We start from the raw sequence: 16834 nt of genomic DNA, 5'->3' as shown, positions 1-16834 counted from the left end.
TGAATCAGTATGTTAGTCATAGATCATATTACGAAATCATTTGGTAAGAAGGAAATCATAAAGAATGTTTCTTTTGAGGTGAAGAAAGGGGAAACATTTGGATTGCTTGGTCCAAATGGTGCGGGAAAATCAACGACGATATCAATGATTTGCGGGTTAATTTCATACGACAGTGGTGATATAAAAGTTGGTGGGAAATCAGTAAAAGAATATCCATTAGAGGCGAAAAAGAAAATTGGTATTGTTCCACAAGACATTGCGCTCTATCCAACACTTTCAGCGAAGGAAAATTTGGTTTTTTGGGGGAAAATGTATGGTTTAAATGGAAAAATTGCAAAAGAGCGAGCGGAGGAAGTATTAGCTTACGTCGGTTTACAGGACCGTGAAAAAGATAAAATTGAAACATTTTCAGGTGGAATGAAAAGGCGTATTAATATTGGTGCAGCACTTATGCATGAGCCAGAGTTGTTAATTATGGATGAACCGACAGTTGGGATTGATCCGCAATCGAGAAACCATATTTTAGAGACTGTTAAAAAGTTAAATGAAAAAGGGATGACAGTTATTTATACGAGTCATTACATGGAAGAAGTAGAGTATTTATGTGAAAGAATTGCAATTGTTGATCATGGAAAGGTAATTGCATTAGGAACGAAAAGGGAACTATGTAATCGTCTGGCGGATGGGTTTATAGTGAGATTGCAATTAAATCGTTATAGTACGGAACTGCTACAAAAGTTGAAAGCACTCTCTGTTGTTGAACGAATTATTTTTGATGAAGATAATAGTACGATTGATATTGGGCTAAATGGTGGCGAGTCCATTGGTACAGTTGTGTCAGTAGTTGTGGAGAACAACGCTCAAATTTTAAAGCTTGAAGTGCAAGAACCGAATTTAGAGGCACTCTTTTTACAATTAACAGGACGTTCACTTCGTGATTAAGGAGGTTAGTGCGAGATGAAAAGTTTTATTATTGCATGGAAAGATTTAAAAATACGTTTAATTGATCGGCGCGGATTTATGATGATGTTAATTATGCCGCTTTTATTAACAGCGATTTTAGGTTCAGCGTTAAGTAATATATTTGATAATGGTGGACTACCCAAAACAGTGATTGGCTATTATCAAGTAGGAAATGATGAGTTTGCAGATGTCTTTCAAAAAGACGTATTGCAATCTAAAGAATTAAAAGATGATGTGAAAGTAAAGATAGTTAATTCTCAGGAAGAGCTTGAAGATATGTTAAAGGAAAAGAAAATCGATGTGGGAATCGTCATCCCGAATAAATGGAGCGAACAAGTACAAGATGGAAAATTAAAAGAACCAAAGGTGTTTATAGACCCATCAAAAGATATACAAGCCAAAATCGCTGAATCAATGGTCCGCTCTTTTTCAGAGCGTGTTCAAACAGTTGCGGTATCTACTAAAAGTGTTGTGACGGAATTAGCAAATTCTCAGCATAGTAATGTGGAACAAGTTGCAAAAGAAGTAAGTGGAGATTTACAAACAGTAGCAACTTCGGGTGCAGATAACATTGAAAAAGGAACGATAGGTAAAAAAACAGTTGCAGCGATGCAATATTATGCCGCAGCGATGTTAGTCATGTTTTTACTATATAACATAACAGTAGGTGCAAAGTCAGTTGTAACAGAGCAACGAACTGAGACGTTGGCGCGTTTGTTCAGTACACCGACGAGTTCATTTTCAATTTTATTCGGGAAGTTTTTAGGTACATTATTATTTGCTTGTATACAATTTGGGATATTTATAGTTGCTACACACTTTATGTTTCATGTGGAATGGGGCGGAGACTTATCTCAAATAGTAGCGGTGGGAATGTCTTATGCAATTTGTGTTTCGGGTTTATCTATGTTAATTGCCGCTTTTATTCGTGAGGAAAAAACGGCAGATGTAATGGGAGGAATCGGTATTCAAATACTCGCTATATTAGGAGGATCGATGTTACCAATCTACGTATTCCCTGATACACTTCAAACCATTGCGAATGTTGCTCCGAATAAATGGGCACTTACAAGCTTTTTAAATATTATGTCGGGAACATCTTGGGATGTGTTACTCCCTGTTATTTTTAGTTTATGTGGTGCAGGAATTGTCTCCGTTATGATAGGGACATTACGTTTACGTACGAGATAGGAGGGAGAAATGATGAAGAAGGTTTGGGCACTTTGTTGGCTAGAGTTAAAACAAATTTTAATAAAACCACAAAGTTATATACTTATGTTTGGAATGCCTATTATTTTTACACTCATTTTCGGCGGACTTTTAGGTGGAAGTGGGAATAAGAAAGTAAATGTTAGCTTAGTAGATGAAGATGGTTCTGTATTATCTAACAAGTATTACGAGGACATAAAGAAAAGTGACTTAATTTCTATAGAGAAGGTAACGTATAAGGAAGGCAAACAGAAGATTGAAAACAAAAAATCATCCGGCATAGTTCTTATTCCGAAAGACTTTCAAAAGAATATGTTAGATGGAAGGGTAGAAAATATTCAGTTTCAAGCTAGTGCTGATTTTACTGGTGGAACTTCTGTAGAGCAAGTATTGGCAAGTGCATTAAAAAAAATGGAGATAGAAGTTAGTGCAGCGAGAGATTTTGAGAAGAAAAGTAACGCTTCGTGGGAACCTATGTATAAAGAAATTTATACAAAAGTAGAACCTGCTTCGATTCAAAAAGAGTCAATTTCACATGATGATCAAAAGTTAAATAACGTTACAGGGCGAGCGGCAGGCTTTTCAATTCTATTCGTTATGATTGTTATGTTAAGTGCGACGGGGACTATTTTGAAAGCTAGACAACTTGGTGTTTGGTCTCGTTTATTAGAAGCGCCAGTTTCAAAAGTTCAAATACTAACGGGATATATCCTTTCATTCTTCTTAATAGGATGGATTCAATTTGGTGTTCTAATGATATTAACGCATTCCTTATTTAATGTGCAGTGGGGAAATTTGTTAGGGGTTATGATACTCGTTTCCGTATTATTATTAGCTGTCATTGGTCTAGCCTTATTATTAGCAAGTATCGTGAAAACAACAGAACAACAGTCTGCATTAGGTAATATCGTTGTGATTTCAACATGCATGATTGGTGGCCTGTATTGGCCAATTGAAATTGAACCAGCATGGATGCAGACGGCAGCAAATTTTGTTCCGCAAACTTGGGCGATGCGTGGCTTTACGGAGTTAATTGTAAGGGGAGGTACATTGGCAGATGTAGGAGGATATATTGGTATACTCATTTTATTTGCAGGAGTCTTTTTCATAATTAGTTTAACAAGAATACGTTACGACTGAAAAAAACAGAGTTACAGCTTTACACGCTGAACTCTGTTTTCTTTTTGTGTCGTATCTTCTCTTGTTGAAATGATAATAGCTATCCCGAGCATCATAAAAAAAGCTAAAAAGAGGACGAACTTTGGGAAGAACGGGAATAGTAATAGCGCCCCAACTATCATAATTGTTAATAATACGTAGTGAAGGACGTATTGGAATAGGTTGTCCATGTTTTCGCCCCCTTTTTGGTAATTGGTTATTAGTATTCTATGTTTCATACGGAACGAATAGAAGTGAATTTTTAATTTTTTATATGAATTAAAAGGGAATGATTGACATGTTTAATAGCAAGGTTGTGTCTGCACATAATGCGCGCATTCAACTATAACGGTATCTTGCTAAGATTGCCTAAATTGAAGATAGAACAATAATTTTTAAAAATTCTCAAAATATTTATTTAGAAAGAATTGACAAAACATAACGAACGATATAAGCTAATAACCATAAAGTCTACCGGAAAAGTCGGAATAGGATTGTTACCCCTCAAAAACATCTATTTTTTTACGATTAAAACCGACTTTTCCGATTGGCTATAAATGTGCTGTGGGAGGCATACATAAGCTAATAAGTTCAAAGGGTATAACTATTAAAAAGTTAGGGTGGGGACAATGAAAAAAAAGACAAAAAAATGGGCTGGTGTATTTTCGGTATTACTGAGTAGTTCGCTTGTGTTATCTGCTTGTGGGGGACAGGAAGATACGGCTTCTACAGAACCGGTTAAACAGCAGGATTTAAAAAATATAAAAGTTGAAAAAATTGCGGCTACAGATAAGACGAAAGTACCTGATAAGGCGAAAAATAGAAAAGATACGTTTATTTCTGGTATCTCAAAGCCGGGGGGAGTTTTCCTACCTTACTTTCAAGAGAACGGTTGGGATGGCAATGTGACATCGGTTATTTTCGCCTCTCTTGTTACAACAGATAAACAAGGGAAACCTATACCAGATCTTGCCGAGAAATGGGATGTCTCTTCAGACCAATTAACATATACATTTCATTTACGCAAAGACTTGAAATTTAGTGATGGATCGCCATTAACTGCTGATGATGTAGCATTTACATTATCACTTCTACATGATAAAGCTTATGAAGGTGGCGATGATATTTCACAATATGCAATTAAAGGTGGTAAGGAATATAAAGAAGGAAAAGCGACGTCTATTGAAGGAATTCAAGTTGTTGATCCACAAACAATTAAAGTTACGACTGAAAAAGTTAACTCACAAGCGCTAATTGCTTTAGGTGGTCCAGTATTATCAAAAGCTTATTATGGAAAAGAATATAAGCAAAATACTAGTTTAGATTATTTAAAAGAGTTATATGGGAAACCGATAGCTGCGGGACCATATAAGTTTGAAAAATATATCCCAGGACAGGAAGTTCGTTTTACAGCAAATGAAAATTATTATGCAGGTAAACCAAAAATTCAAAACTTTATTTATAAGATTACTTCACCAGATACAAAATTCCAATTATTCCAAACAGGTGAGATAGATTATACAGGAGTAGGTTACGGGGATGAAATTTTAGAACAAGTGAAGAGTTTGCAGTTTGCAAATGTTGAAATAGAGACGGCTTCTTCATTTAGTTATATAAGAATGAATAGTAAAAAACCGTATTTAAAAGATAAGAAAGTTCGTCAAGCTCTTATTTATGGTTTGGATCGTAAAAAATATGTAGATACAGCTTTCAAAGGATACGGTACAGTAGCTAATGTTCCAATTCATCCAACATCTTGGGCTTATACAGAAGAGGGGATTAATAAGTACGAATATAACTTAGATAAGGCGAAGAAATTATTAGATGAAGCTGGATGGAAAGCTGGTTCAGACGGAATTCGTGAAAAAGATGGTCAAAAGCTTAAATTAACGTATTATGGTGCAAGTTCAGCAAAAGACGGTGATTTGTTTATTCCGATAGCAAAAGAGAACTATAAAGAATTAGGTGTTGAGTTCAATCCTGAATTTATGGATTTCAATACGATGCTGTCAAAAGTGAAAAAAGGCGATTATGATTTAGCTTCAGTTGCAACACCAATTACAACAGACCCAAGTGAAACTGTAAGTGGTTACTCCTCAGAAGGTGATGATAATACTTTAGGTTATAAAAATGAAAAAGTAGATGCATTAATTAAAAAAGGAATTGAAACTGTAGATATTGAGAAACGTAAACCGATTTACAAAGAACTGTATAAAGAACTAAGTGATGATCCACCAGTAATTTTATTAAATTATCGTAGAGTCATCACAGCTTACAATGGAAACATTAAAGGAATTGATCCTGAGAAGTATGACAGTATTAGTTCAAACTCACCAGTATTATCTATTGAAAAATAACGAGAAGAATGTATAAGTAGAAGACATTTTTTCATTCGGCTAGTAATAGGCTGATTCGAAAAAATGTTCTTCTATTTTAAGCATAAGATTGGAGAGAAAAAGGGTGAAAACGTATATCGTTCGTAGGTTGTTACAAATGATTCCTACACTTTTGGGAACGTCAGTTGTTATTTTCTTCCTGTTTGCACTTCTTCCAGGTGATTATATTGATTCGAATCCTAAGATTACACCGCAAAGGGCGGAAGAGCTTCGGGAATTGTACGGATTAAATAAGCCAATTGTTGAACGCTATTTTCACTGGCTAGGTAATGCGTTACAAGGAGACTTTGGTTTTTCGCTTCAATATCAAGAACCTGTAACATCACTATTAAATAAATTTATTTGGAACTCTTTTATTGTAGCAATTGTTGCATTGTTTTTTATTTGGCTAATCGCACTTATTATCGGTGTATTTTCAGCGACGAAGCAACATTCTTTATTCGATAAGCTTGTAACAATTGGTATCTTTGCAGCAATGTCATTTCCTTCATTTTTTATAGGTCTGTTTCTAATTAAGGTGTTCGCAGTAGATCTTAATTTATTGCCAATAGGTGGAATGATTGATGTTGGTAGTAATTCAACTGGATTCGCTTATGTGATAGAAGTTGCAAAGCATATGGTTTTACCGGTATTTATTTTGACTCTTCTTGGTGTGGGCTCATTAACTCGCTACTTTAGAACGAGTATGTTAGAGGTTGTAAGACAAGATTACATACGAACGGCACGAGCAAAAGGGTTAAAAGAGAAGACTGTTATTTATAAACATGCATTAAAAAACGCCATTTTACCGGCTATTACATTGCTTGCGTTTGAGTTGCCTGGATTGTTTTCTGGAGCGATTATTATTGAACAAATTTTTAACTGGCCAGGGATTGGCGGTATTCAATTGGAAGCACTAAATTTCCGTGATTATACAGTATTGATGGCATTTACGATGTTTCTTTCTTGTTTAACAATCGTTTCAAACTTTTTCGCAGATATCGTATATGCAGTTGTTGATCCGCGAATTCGGTTGAAGTAAGGGGGGAATGAGATGGAAACTGTTACAGTAATTAAAGAGAAGAAAGAAAAAAATAGAAGAAAAAATGAATCATCGCCATGGCGACAAGCTCTTAAAAAGATAAAAAGAAATAAGATGGCGCTCGTAGGATTGTATGCATTAATTTTTATGTTTATATTTTGTTTTATCGGTCCGTTCTTTTCGCCGTATGCATCAGGAAAAATACAAGTTACGTTAATTAACAAACCACCTAGTTTTTCTCATTGGCTCGGTACAGATCAATTGGGAAGAGATATTTTAACGAGGCTTATGCAAGCAGGACGAATCTCATTAACGATTGGCCTAGCTTCTATGGTTTTATCAGTGATATTAGGAGCTGTATTAGGGGCTATTGCAGGATTTTATCGCGGCATCGTTGATAATATTATTATGCGTCTTGCCGATATTTTAATGTCGATGCCAGGATTACCGTTACTTATTATAATGGGAGCGATTTTATCAGAGTGGAAAGTACCATCTGATTATCGTCTATATGTCATTATGATTATTTTAAGTTTAGTAGGTTGGCCGGGGCTTGCGCGTCTTGTAAGAGGTCAAATTTTATCACTTAGAGAGCAAGCGTTTATGCAAGCTGCTGATGTGTTAGGGATAAAAGATTACCGGAAAATTATATATCACTTAATTCCCAATGTTTTACCAATATTAATTGTTGTATCCACATTAGGCGTTGCAGGTTCTATTTTAGGAGAGTCCGCACTAAGCTACTTAGGTCTCGGCGTTGTCCCACCTACACCATCATGGGGGAATATGATTAGCGCAGCGAACTCATTAATTGATTTTCAAAAGCGTCCGTGGTTATGGATTCCGCCTGGTTTTGCAATCTTTATAACAGTTGTATCCATTAATTTACTTGGTGATGCACTTCGTGATGCGTTAGATCCAAAGATGAGACGGTAGGTGAGGGAATATGAGTAAAGCGGTAGTAGAGTTGAAAGACTTACAAACACACTTTCAGACAGAAGAAGGAACAGTAAAAGCTGTGAATCATGTTAGTTTTACAGTTCGAGAAGGTGAAACTGTTTGTGTTGTAGGTGAATCTGGTTGCGGGAAAAGTGTAACGGCTTTATCTATTATGGGACTTATTGCTGAATCAGGCAGTGTAGTAGGTGGAGATATTTTATATGAAGGAAAAAGTCTTTTAGGAATGAAAGAGAAAGAGCTTCGTAGTTTACGAGGGAATGATATTGCGATGATTTTCCAAGAACCGATGACATCGCTAAATCCAGTCTTTACTGTAGGGGAACAAATTGTAGAGACGTTAAGGGAGCATGAACTGCTTAGTAAAAATGAAGCATATAAGAAGGCGATTGAGTTAATTCGTAAAGTCGGTATAGCTCGTGCGGATGAAATCGTCCATTCTTATCCACACGAACTAAGTGGTGGTATGTTACAACGTATTATGATTGCTGTTGCACTTAGTTGTAATCCGAAGTTATTAATTGCGGATGAACCGACAACGGCTCTTGATGTTACAATTCAGGCTCAAATATTGGATCTATTAAGACAAGTGAAAGAAGAATTTAAAACATCGATTTTATTAATTACACATGACTTAGGTGTCGTAGCAGAAATGGCGGATTACGTTGTCGTTATGTATGGCGGGAAAGTTATTGAAGAAGCACCAGTACTAGAAATATTCCAAAATCCGAAACACCCGTATACGAAAGGTTTGTTAAAATCAAAACCAGTGATGGGAAAACGAATAGATAAACTATATTCTATTCCAGGGCAAGTTCCTAATTTAGTTGGTTTGGATGAGTTTTGCTACTTTAGTGGTCGTTGCGAGCATTGTATGGAAATATGTAAAGAAGAAGTGCCAAGTTTGAATCTACATGATGAGAATCATAAAGTTGCTTGCTGGTTATATGAGGAGCGTGCGGAACAATGAGTGAACCATTATTAGAAGTAAAGAACTTAAAAACATATTTTCCAATTAAAGGCGGCATATTTAGTAGAACGGTTGGACATGTAAAAGCAGTTGATGGAGTAAGTTTTACTATTAATAAAGGTGAAGTATTCGGCCTCGTTGGTGAATCGGGAAGCGGAAAAACGACGATAGGAAAAACAATTTTACGTCTCGTTCAAAAAACGGAAGGGGAAGTGAAGTTTAAAGGGCAAGATGTTCACTCTTTATCTAAGGAAGAATTGAGAAAACATCGTCCTAATATGCAACTTGTTTTCCAAGATCCATTTAGCTCATTAAATCCGAGAATGAGAATTGGGGAAGCGCTTGGTGAGCCGATGTTAGCTCATGGATTAGCGACGAAAGAAAATGTTCGTGAGAAGGTGACAGAAGTATTAGAGTTATGTGGCTTAGCTCCATATCATATTGACCGGTACCCTCATGAGTTTTCTGGTGGACAACGTCAACGTATCGTTATCGCAAGAGCTATGGTATTAAATCCAGAATTTATTGTGGCTGACGAACCTGTGGCAGCACTAGATGTATCTATTCAAGCACAAATCATTAATTTATTTAGTGAGTTACAGGAGAAAAAAGGACTATCTTACTTATTCATTTCACATGATTTAAGCGTAGTAGAGCATTTATGTACGAAGATTGGAATTATGTATTTAGGAACGATTGTGGAAACAGCGCCACGTGATGAGTTATTTATAAATCCGCTTCATCCGTATACAAAAGCATTGTTATCGGCTGTGCCAATACCAGATCCAACAGTGAAGCGAGAGAGAATCATACTAGAGGGTGACATTCCGAGCCCGGCAAATCCACCTTCAGGTTGTCGCTTTCATACACGTTGCCCGTTTGCAACAGATATTTGTAAACAAACGGTGCCAGAATTCCGTAATGTTGGTGAGGAGCATTTTGTTGCTTGCCATCACGTATAAAAGAAAAGGACTCTTTCAAATAGAAAGAGTCCTTTTTTTATTTACTAGATGAAGTTTGTTTTAATACAAATTGCTCGATTGCATGAGCAACACCATGTTCATTGTTTGTTAATGTTACAACATCACATAGTTTTTTTACATCTTCTTCAGCGTTTCCCATTGCAACTGATAAACCAGCTGCTTCTAACATGGGTACATCGTTAAAATTGTCACCGATAGCAACTGTATCTTCAATTGATATATTAAAATGGGCTGCCATTTGTTTCAGTCCATTTCCTTTATGTCCATTCTTGTCCATAATTTCTAAATTAGTAGGAGCAGATGCTGTAACCATAATATCAGTATCTTCTTGTAACATACTTAATAGCTGTGCGCGATGCCCTGCGTTAAATGTCAAAATAAAGAATTTAGATATTTCTAATTCTGGATTGTTTACAACATCTTCGATTTTTTGGAAATCAGTAATTAAGTTTGATTTCTTTTGTTTTTCTGTAATTCTTTCAAGTTCCTCAAGCGTAACATCTAGTGCATGCTTGTTCTCTTCGAACGCTTGCATGACTTGATCTTGCCATGTATATGGAGAATAAACTCCTTTATTCGTATATAGCTTATAAGGAAAACCTTCAGATTCTAGTAATTTTGCAAGCTTGTATACTTTATCATTTTGTAAACAACGCGAGTTAATTACTTTTCCATCCACATAAACAATTGCCCCATTGCTCGCTCCAACTGGAAGAGATAGTTTATATTCTTCCAATAATTTCAAAGCATCCTCTTTTGCACGACCAGAACAAATCATGACTATATGACCAGCCTCTTTTGCAGTTTGGATAGCTTGTAAGTTCTCTTTGGAGATTTCAAGACTAGATGATAGTAGTGTTCCATCCATATCTAATGCGATTAATTTCAAAATGACCACCTCTTTGTTTTTATTATACATAGTTATATGGAGGAAACATATAAACTTATCTTGGAAAGATTGTATTTTATCTCGTATGAACTATCAGTAAGAATTTGATAGATTCCACTTTATTAATGAAGGATTTATCTTAATTTGTAACAAAAGTAGAGGTGAGTATGGCGATATTTCGTTATATGACTGTAATGTTACAATAACATTACAAACATAAACTTAGTAGAAAATGCATTAAAACAAGGTTTTTAAGGGTGTTTATAAAAAAACGTAAAAAAGTGTAATAAAATTTACGTAATTATATTGCAACGTAACAATAGTTATGTTACATTAATGTTACAAACGTTACGTTATTAAATTTAATGTAACGTCAATATAAAAACTATGAAATAAACATTTCTTAGAAATTACATATAGATAACTTATTAAAAGGAGGATACATAATATGAAAGAGCAAGTATTACAAGTAACAAAAGGTGACTTCGTAGGATCAGCAAGTGGAGCAGTAGTGTTAACGGCGTTAATCGTATTTCTATCAAGCGTATTAGTATAATAAAAGTTTTGTAACAAAAGAAGAGAAGGGAGAATGAAAAACATGAAGGAGCAAGTATTACAAGTAACAAAAGGTGATTTCGTAGGATCAGCAAGTGGAGCAGTAGTATTAACAGCATTAATCGTATTTTTATCAAGCGTGTTAGTATAATAAAAACTTTGTAACAAAAGAAAAATGAGAGGAGAATGCAAAATGAAAGAGCAAGTATTACAAGTAACAAAAGGTGACTTTGTAGGATCAGCAAGTGGAGCAGTAGTATTAACAGCATTAATCGTATTTCTATCAAGTGTATTAGTATAATAGAAGTTTTACATTATACAAAACGAAAGGAGAATGAGGAATATGAACAGTGAACAAGTGTTACAAGTAACAAAAACAGATTTATTAGGATCATTAGGTGGAGCGGTAGTATTAACATCATTTATTCTATTCCTTGCAAAAGTATTAGTATGAGACATATAAATACAATCATTCAAAAAAAATAAAGACTCTAGCATATTAGTAAGTAATTAATATGTTGGGGTCTTTTTTATTTTTCTTCTATATATCCCTTCAAGTATGAATAGCCCCTCTATATTTTAAAGAGAAAAAAGTCGAATTTTATATGTAAGAAAAAAAGAGGAATTTGACAGAAAAGATAGAAAATTTTAAAGGTCAGAATTTGTTAGCTTGCTAACTAATTTCTATTAATTGATGTTGGAAGCGTTTTCGGTTGGTTTTAAGTATGAACCATTTAATCTATTTACAGGGGGATGAGGATTTTATGAAACAAAAATCTATGGATACGCTAGCTGCACAAATGGAGGACTTTTTTCCAGTACGTGATGTAGATCATTTGGAGTTTTACGTAGGAAATGCAAAGCAATCAAGTTATTATCTTGCGAGAGCATTCGGATTCAAAATTGTGGCTTACTCTGGATTAGAAACTGGTAACCGTGAAAAAGTATCTTATGTTCTTGTGCAAAAAAATATGCGTTTCGTTGTGTCTGGGGCTTTAAGTAGTGACAATCGTATTGCAGAGTTTGTAAAGACTCATGGTGATGGCGTGAAAGATGTGGCATTACTTGTTGACGATGTTGATAAAGCATACTCAGAAGCGGTGAAACGTGGTGCCGTCGCAATTGCTCCGCCTGTAGAGTTAACAGATGAGAACGGTACATTGAAAAAAGCAGTTATTGGTACGTATGGTGATACAATTCATACGCTTGTAGAGCGTAAAAATTATAAAGGGACATTTATGCCAGGATTCCAAAAGGCTGAGTTTGATATTCCATTTGAAGAGTCAGGTTTAATTGCTGTAGACCATGTAGTTGGTAATGTTGAAAAGATGGAAGAGTGGGTTAGTTATTACGAGAACGTTATGGGCTTTAAACAAATGATCCATTTTGATGATGATGATATCAGTACAGAGTATTCAGCATTAATGTCGAAGGTTATGACAAATGGAAGTCGTATTAAGTTCCCTATTAACGAACCAGCAGATGGAAAGCGAAAATCACAAATTCAAGAATATCTAGAATTCTACAATGGAGCAGGTGTACAACATCTTGCTTTACTAACAAATGACATTGTTAAAACAGTAGAAGCGCTTCGTGCAAATGGTGTGGAGTTTTTAGATACACCAGATACTTATTACGATGAATTAACTGCACGAGTTGGAAAAATTGATGAAGAAATTGATAAGTTAAAAGAATTAAAGATTTTAGTAGATCGCGATGATGAAGGCTATTTACTACAAATTTTTACGAAACCAATTGTAGATCGTCCAACTTTATTTATTGAAATCATTCAACGTAAAGGTTCTCGCGGATTTGGAGAAGGAAACTTTAAAGCGTTATTCGAATCGATTGAAAGAGAACAAGAGCGTCGCGGAAATTTATAAAATTTATATCCACCAGCAAAAACTCCTTTGTTGGTGGAAATTTCATTTTCATAGGGAGGAATCAGGATGAAATTCGTTACATTTCGTCTTCCTTCGAAAGAAATGCGAGCTGGATGGCTTGAAGGTGGCAAGGTAATTGATATGAATCTTGCTAGTGGTGGGAAATTACCTTCTTCTATGTTCGCCTTTTTAGAGAAAGCGGATGAGTATGTAGAAGTGTTGCGTAATATTAATAATCCGGAAAAGGGCATATATTCCTTAGAGGAAGTGCAATTAGCGGCAGCGATTCCTAATCCGAGTAGTATTAGGGATTTTTATGCATTTGAACAGCACGTAAAAACGGCACGTAGCCGAAGAGGGTTAGATGTTGTACCTGAATGGTACGATATCCCGGTTTTTTATTTTACGAACCATCGTGCTGTAATTGGTCCAGATGATGTTGTAATTAGTCCGAAGAAATCTAAAAAACTTGATTATGAGTTAGAGATTGCTTGCGTAATTGGGAAAGAAGGAAGAAATATTTCTCGTGAACAAGCAGAGGAATATATTTTTGGTTATTGTATTATGAATGATTGGAGTGCAAGGGACTTACAAGCAACAGAAATGAAGGTAGGACTTGGTCCAGCGAAAGGAAAAGATTTTGCAACTTCATTAGGAGCGTACCTTGTTACGAAAGAGGAACTAGATATTTATCGTAATGGTGACCGTTATGAGTTAGAGATGACTGCTCATGTAAATGGAAAGCTATTATCAAAAGGGAACTTTCGAGATATTTACTATACATTTGCTGAAATGATTGAACGTGCTTCGGAAGACGTTACGCTATACCCAGGCGATGTAATTGGTTCTGGAACAGTAGGAACAGGTTGTATTTTAGAACTGGGTACAGAAGAGTGGCTACAAGATGGTGATGTGGTAGAACTTACGATTACTGGTTTAGGTACATTACGTAATACGGTCAAAATAGAAAGGGAAGCAGGTGATGGGCATGTTTTATCGTCACATGGGGGAGCTACCTCATAAACGACATGTACAATTCCGTAAAAAAGATGGGTCGCTTTATCGTGAGCAGGTAATGGGAACAAAAGGTTTTTCTGGTACGCAATCTATTTTGTACCATCATTATATGCCAACGGAAGTAGGGCATGCGGCATTATCTCATTCTTGTCAGTTGCAGTATGAAGAAGATGTAGCTCTTGCTCATCGTCATTTTCGCACGAAAGAAAATAAAAAAACTGGCGATGCAGTAAGCGGAAGAAACTTTATGCTTGGGAATGAGGATTTATTAATTGGAGTAGTGACTCCAACAGAAAAAATGGACTATTTCTACCGTAATGGTGATGGCGATGAAATGTTATTTGTTCATTACGGAACAGGGAAAATTGAAACGATGTTTGGAACGATTCACTATCGAAAAGGCGATTATGTAACAATCCCAATTGGAACGATTTATCGTGTTATTCCTGATGAAGGAGAGACTAAGTTTCTTGTTGTAGAGGCGAATAGCCAAATTACAACACCGCGTCGCTATCGCAATGAGTATGGACAATTGTTAGAGCATAGTCCGTTTTGTGAGAGAGATATTCGTGGCCCGGAAAAATTAGAGACGTATGATGAAAAAGGTGAGTTTGTCGTAATGACAAAGTCGCGAGGGTATATGCATAAACATGTTTTAGGACACCATCCGTTAGATGTAGTTGGATGGGATGGCTATTTATATCCGTGGGTCTTTAATGTAGAGGACTTTGAACCAATTACAGGTCGTATTCATCAGCCACCTCCAGTACATCAAACGTTCGAGGGTCACAATTTCGTTATTTGCTCTTTCGTACCACGTTTATACGACTATCATCCAGAATCTATTCCGGCACCGTATTATCATAGTAACGTGAATAGTGATGAAGTACTGTACTACGTAGAAGGTAACTTTATGAGCCGAAAAGGTGTGGAGGAAGGGTCTATTACACTTCATCCGAGCGGCATTCCTCATGGGCCACATCCTGGGAAAACAGAGGCGAGTATAGGGAAAAAAGAAACGCTTGAATTAGCTGTTATGATAGATACATTCCGTCCGCTTCGTATTGTAAAACAAGCACATGAAACAGAAGATGAAAAATATATGTATAGCTGGATTGAAGAGGGATCATATACTGTGAAATAAGTAAAAAGAGGCATGCTCAATAACGGAGCATGCCTCTTTCATGGAATCGACATGTATAATAATACCAAAGAAAGTTATAGAAAGATATATAGAAAGAATGATAAAAATCGTGCATATTCATAAGAGTTTCTACTTATTTCGACAAAAGTATTGACTGGGGAAAGTACTATGAGTAAAATAAAAAAGCGAATTAAAAATTTTCAGAAAATTTAAAACTTGGAGGAGCATGCTATGAAGCAAATTTTTCAAAAGAAGCCTATTGCAAAGTTAATGCAAGAGAGTAAACAAAAGACGTTAGCAAGAACATTGGGCGCACTAGATTTAACGATGCTTGGAATCGGGGCAATTGTTGGAACGGGTATTTTTGTTCTAACGGGCGTGGTAGCAGCGAAACATTCTGGACCAGCTATTATATTATCATTTGCGATAGCCGCGTTAGCATGTGCCTTTGCTGCATTTTGTTATGCTGAATTTGCTTCTTCAGTTCCTGTCTCAGGCAGTGTGTACACGTACACATATGCGACGATGGGAGAAGTATTCGCATTTTTAATTGGATGGGACTTAATGCTTGAGTATTTACTTGCAACCTCTGCTGTGGCAAATGGTTGGTCCGCGTACTTCCAATCTTTATTAAAGGGATTTGGAATTCATATTCCTACCATCCTTTCCTCAGCCCCTGGTACAGGAAAGGGTGGAATAATTGATTTGCCAGCAGTTCTAATTATTTTAGTGATGACGGTTCTTTTATCTAGGGGTGTTCGTGAAAGTGCACGTGTAAATAATATTATGGTATTTATTAAACTAGCGGTTGTTCTTATTTTTATCTTTGCTGGTTTTAATTATGTGAAACCTGAAAACTGGACGCCTTTTATGCCATTTGGCTTAGATGGTGTAATGGCTGGAGCTGCTACAGTGTTCTTTGCATTTATAGGGTTTGATGCAGTTTCAACGGCAGCAGAAGAAGTGAAACGTCCACAACGTGATTTACCAATTGGTATTATTGCATCTTTATTAATTTGTACAGCTCTTTATATTGTTGTTTCGCTTATTTTGACAGGGATTGTTCCATACGGACAGTTAAATATATCAGATCCAGTCGCTTTTGCACTTCAATTTATTGGACAAGATAGTTTAGCAGGAGTCATTTCGGTAGGGGCAATTACAGGGATCACAACAGTAATGTTAGTTATGATGTATGGGCAAGTACGTGTTTCGTATGCAATGAGTAGAGATGGGTTATTGCCGAAGCGTCTTGCTAAAGTTCACCCTAAATTTAAAACACCGTTTTTAAATACGTGGACAACAGGAATTATTGCAGCACTTATTTCAGGATTAATAGATTTAAATGTATTAGCGCATCTTGTAAATATGGGGACTTTATCAGCCTTTGCACTTGTAGCTGTTGCTGTTATTGTAATGAGAAGAACTCATCCTGATTTACCAAGAGCATTTAAGGCGCCGCTTGTACCATTTTTACCAGCGTTAACAGTAATTTTTTGTTTATACTTAATGCTTCAATTATCCGGAACGGCTTGGATTAGTTTTGGCGTATGGATGGTTATTGGTATTGCGGTTTACTTTTTATATAGCCGAAAACATAGTGCTTTAAATAATAGTAAAGACGAAGACGATGTAGCAAATTTATAAGTAGGAAAATCCATTCTAATTCTGTTGGAATGGATTTTTTTA

Annotated in this window: 18 protein-coding genes and 1 pseudogene; 17 read left to right on the top strand and 2 right to left on the bottom strand. The window is 36.0% G+C overall.

From position 1 onward, the window contains the following. Positions 1-9 precede the first annotated feature (9 nt). Genes MR070_RS21850 through MR070_RS21840 form a run of 3 tightly spaced genes read left to right on the top strand, consistent with a single transcriptional unit; the run spans position 10 to position 3312 of the window. Positions 10-942, top strand: a complete 933-nt coding sequence (locus MR070_RS21850) for an ABC transporter ATP-binding protein (RefSeq protein ID WP_044790876.1) — start codon at positions 10-12, stop codon at positions 940-942. Positions 943-957: 15 nt separating this feature from the next. Beyond that, a complete protein-coding gene (locus MR070_RS21845; protein WP_000834534.1) occupies positions 958-2154 on the top strand; it encodes an ABC transporter permease in 1197 nt (398 codons plus the stop codon). A gap of 12 nt (positions 2155-2166) precedes the next feature. Further along, on the top strand, positions 2167-3312 hold the full coding sequence (locus MR070_RS21840) for an ABC transporter permease (RefSeq protein ID WP_044790874.1): 1146 nt from the start codon (positions 2167-2169) through the stop codon (positions 3310-3312). 11 nt (positions 3313-3323) lie between these two features. Here the strand turns inward: MR070_RS21840 and MR070_RS21835 are convergent, their stop codons facing one another. Continuing rightward, on the bottom strand, positions 3324-3521 hold the full coding sequence (locus tag MR070_RS21835) for a hypothetical protein (protein WP_000369262.1): 198 nt from the start codon (positions 3519-3521) through the stop codon (positions 3324-3326). Between the two features lie 98 nt (positions 3522-3619). Between MR070_RS21835 and MR070_RS27160 the strand changes: the two are divergent. From MR070_RS27160 to MR070_RS21810, 6 genes and pseudogenes are all read left to right on the top strand, one after another. Further along, positions 3620-3722: pseudogene (locus tag MR070_RS27160) on the top strand (peptide ABC transporter substrate-binding protein). Positions 3723-3959: 237 nt separating this feature from the next. Beyond that, a complete protein-coding gene (locus tag MR070_RS21830; RefSeq protein WP_000730684.1) occupies positions 3960-5687 on the top strand; it encodes an ABC transporter substrate-binding protein in 1728 nt (575 codons plus the stop codon). A gap of 103 nt (positions 5688-5790) precedes the next feature. After that, the gene (locus MR070_RS21825; protein WP_000860750.1) at positions 5791-6747 is read left to right on the top strand and encodes an ABC transporter permease; all 957 of its coding nucleotides are present in this window, start codon (positions 5791-5793) and stop codon (positions 6745-6747) included. A 12-nt stretch (positions 6748-6759) separates the two neighbouring features. Then, complete coding sequence (gene opp4C, locus MR070_RS21820; RefSeq protein WP_000451073.1) at positions 6760-7683, top strand: oligopeptide ABC transporter permease; 924 nt, start codon at positions 6760-6762, stop codon at positions 7681-7683. Between the two features lie 10 nt (positions 7684-7693). Further along, positions 7694-8674, top strand: coding sequence for an ABC transporter ATP-binding protein (locus tag MR070_RS21815; RefSeq protein ID WP_000030798.1), 981 nt, complete (start codon positions 7694-7696; stop codon positions 8672-8674). Next, a complete protein-coding gene (locus MR070_RS21810; RefSeq protein ID WP_001294511.1) occupies positions 8671-9636 on the top strand; it encodes an ABC transporter ATP-binding protein in 966 nt (321 codons plus the stop codon). Before MR070_RS21815 ends, MR070_RS21810 begins: the two co-directional genes overlap by 4 nt. A 37-nt stretch (positions 9637-9673) precedes the next feature. On the opposite strand, the gene MR070_RS21805 is transcribed toward MR070_RS21810, so the two are convergent. Further along, positions 9674-10546, bottom strand: a complete 873-nt coding sequence (locus MR070_RS21805) for a Cof-type HAD-IIB family hydrolase (RefSeq protein ID WP_000766439.1) — start codon at positions 10544-10546, stop codon at positions 9674-9676. Between the two features lie 448 nt (positions 10547-10994). Between MR070_RS21805 and MR070_RS21800 the strand changes: the two genes are divergently transcribed. The 8 genes from MR070_RS21800 to MR070_RS21765 all read left to right on the top strand — a co-directional run bounded on the left by MR070_RS21800 (position 10995) and on the right by MR070_RS21765 (position 16792). Then, the gene (locus MR070_RS21800; protein WP_000664237.1) at positions 10995-11102 is read left to right on the top strand and encodes a DUF3948 family protein; all 108 of its coding nucleotides are present in this window, start codon (positions 10995-10997) and stop codon (positions 11100-11102) included. 33 nt (positions 11103-11135) lie between these two features. Then, positions 11136-11252: a DUF3948 family protein gene (locus MR070_RS21795; protein ID WP_001984868.1), complete on the top strand. Its 117-nt coding sequence runs from the start codon at positions 11136-11138 to the stop codon at positions 11250-11252. A 42-nt stretch (positions 11253-11294) separates the two neighbouring features. Next, on the top strand, positions 11295-11402 hold the full coding sequence (locus MR070_RS21790) for a DUF3948 family protein (protein ID WP_000664237.1): 108 nt from the start codon (positions 11295-11297) through the stop codon (positions 11400-11402). A gap of 33 nt (positions 11403-11435) precedes the next feature. Then, the gene (locus tag MR070_RS21785; protein WP_001984893.1) at positions 11436-11555 is read left to right on the top strand and encodes a DUF3948 family protein; all 120 of its coding nucleotides are present in this window, start codon (positions 11436-11438) and stop codon (positions 11553-11555) included. Positions 11556-11865: 310 nt separating this feature from the next. Beyond that, positions 11866-12984 carry a 4-hydroxyphenylpyruvate dioxygenase gene (gene hppD, locus MR070_RS21780; protein WP_000810913.1) on the top strand — a complete coding sequence of 373 codons (1119 nt, stop codon included), beginning with the start codon at positions 11866-11868 and terminating at the stop codon, positions 12982-12984. 66 nt (positions 12985-13050) lie between these two features. Then, entirely contained in the window at positions 13051-14007 is a 957-nt protein-coding gene (locus MR070_RS21775; RefSeq protein WP_242261997.1) for a fumarylacetoacetate hydrolase family protein, read from the top strand. Beyond that, the gene (locus MR070_RS21770) at positions 13973-15145 is read left to right on the top strand and encodes a homogentisate 1,2-dioxygenase (protein WP_000499913.1); all 1173 of its coding nucleotides are present in this window, start codon (positions 13973-13975) and stop codon (positions 15143-15145) included. The genes MR070_RS21775 and MR070_RS21770 overlap by 35 nt, the downstream gene beginning before the upstream one ends. Positions 15146-15376: 231 nt before the next feature. Next, a complete protein-coding gene (locus MR070_RS21765) occupies positions 15377-16792 on the top strand; it encodes a branched-chain amino acid transporter BcaP (RefSeq protein ID WP_242261996.1) in 1416 nt (471 codons plus the stop codon). The last annotated feature ends 42 nt before the right edge of the window (positions 16793-16834 follow it).

The organism is Bacillus cereus group sp. BfR-BA-01453, from assembly GCF_022662915.1.
In the GTDB taxonomy this organism is placed as follows: domain Bacteria; phylum Bacillota; class Bacilli; order Bacillales; family Bacillaceae_G; genus Bacillus_A; species Bacillus_A paranthracis.
This window is presented reverse-complemented; position numbering and strand designations above follow the sequence as displayed.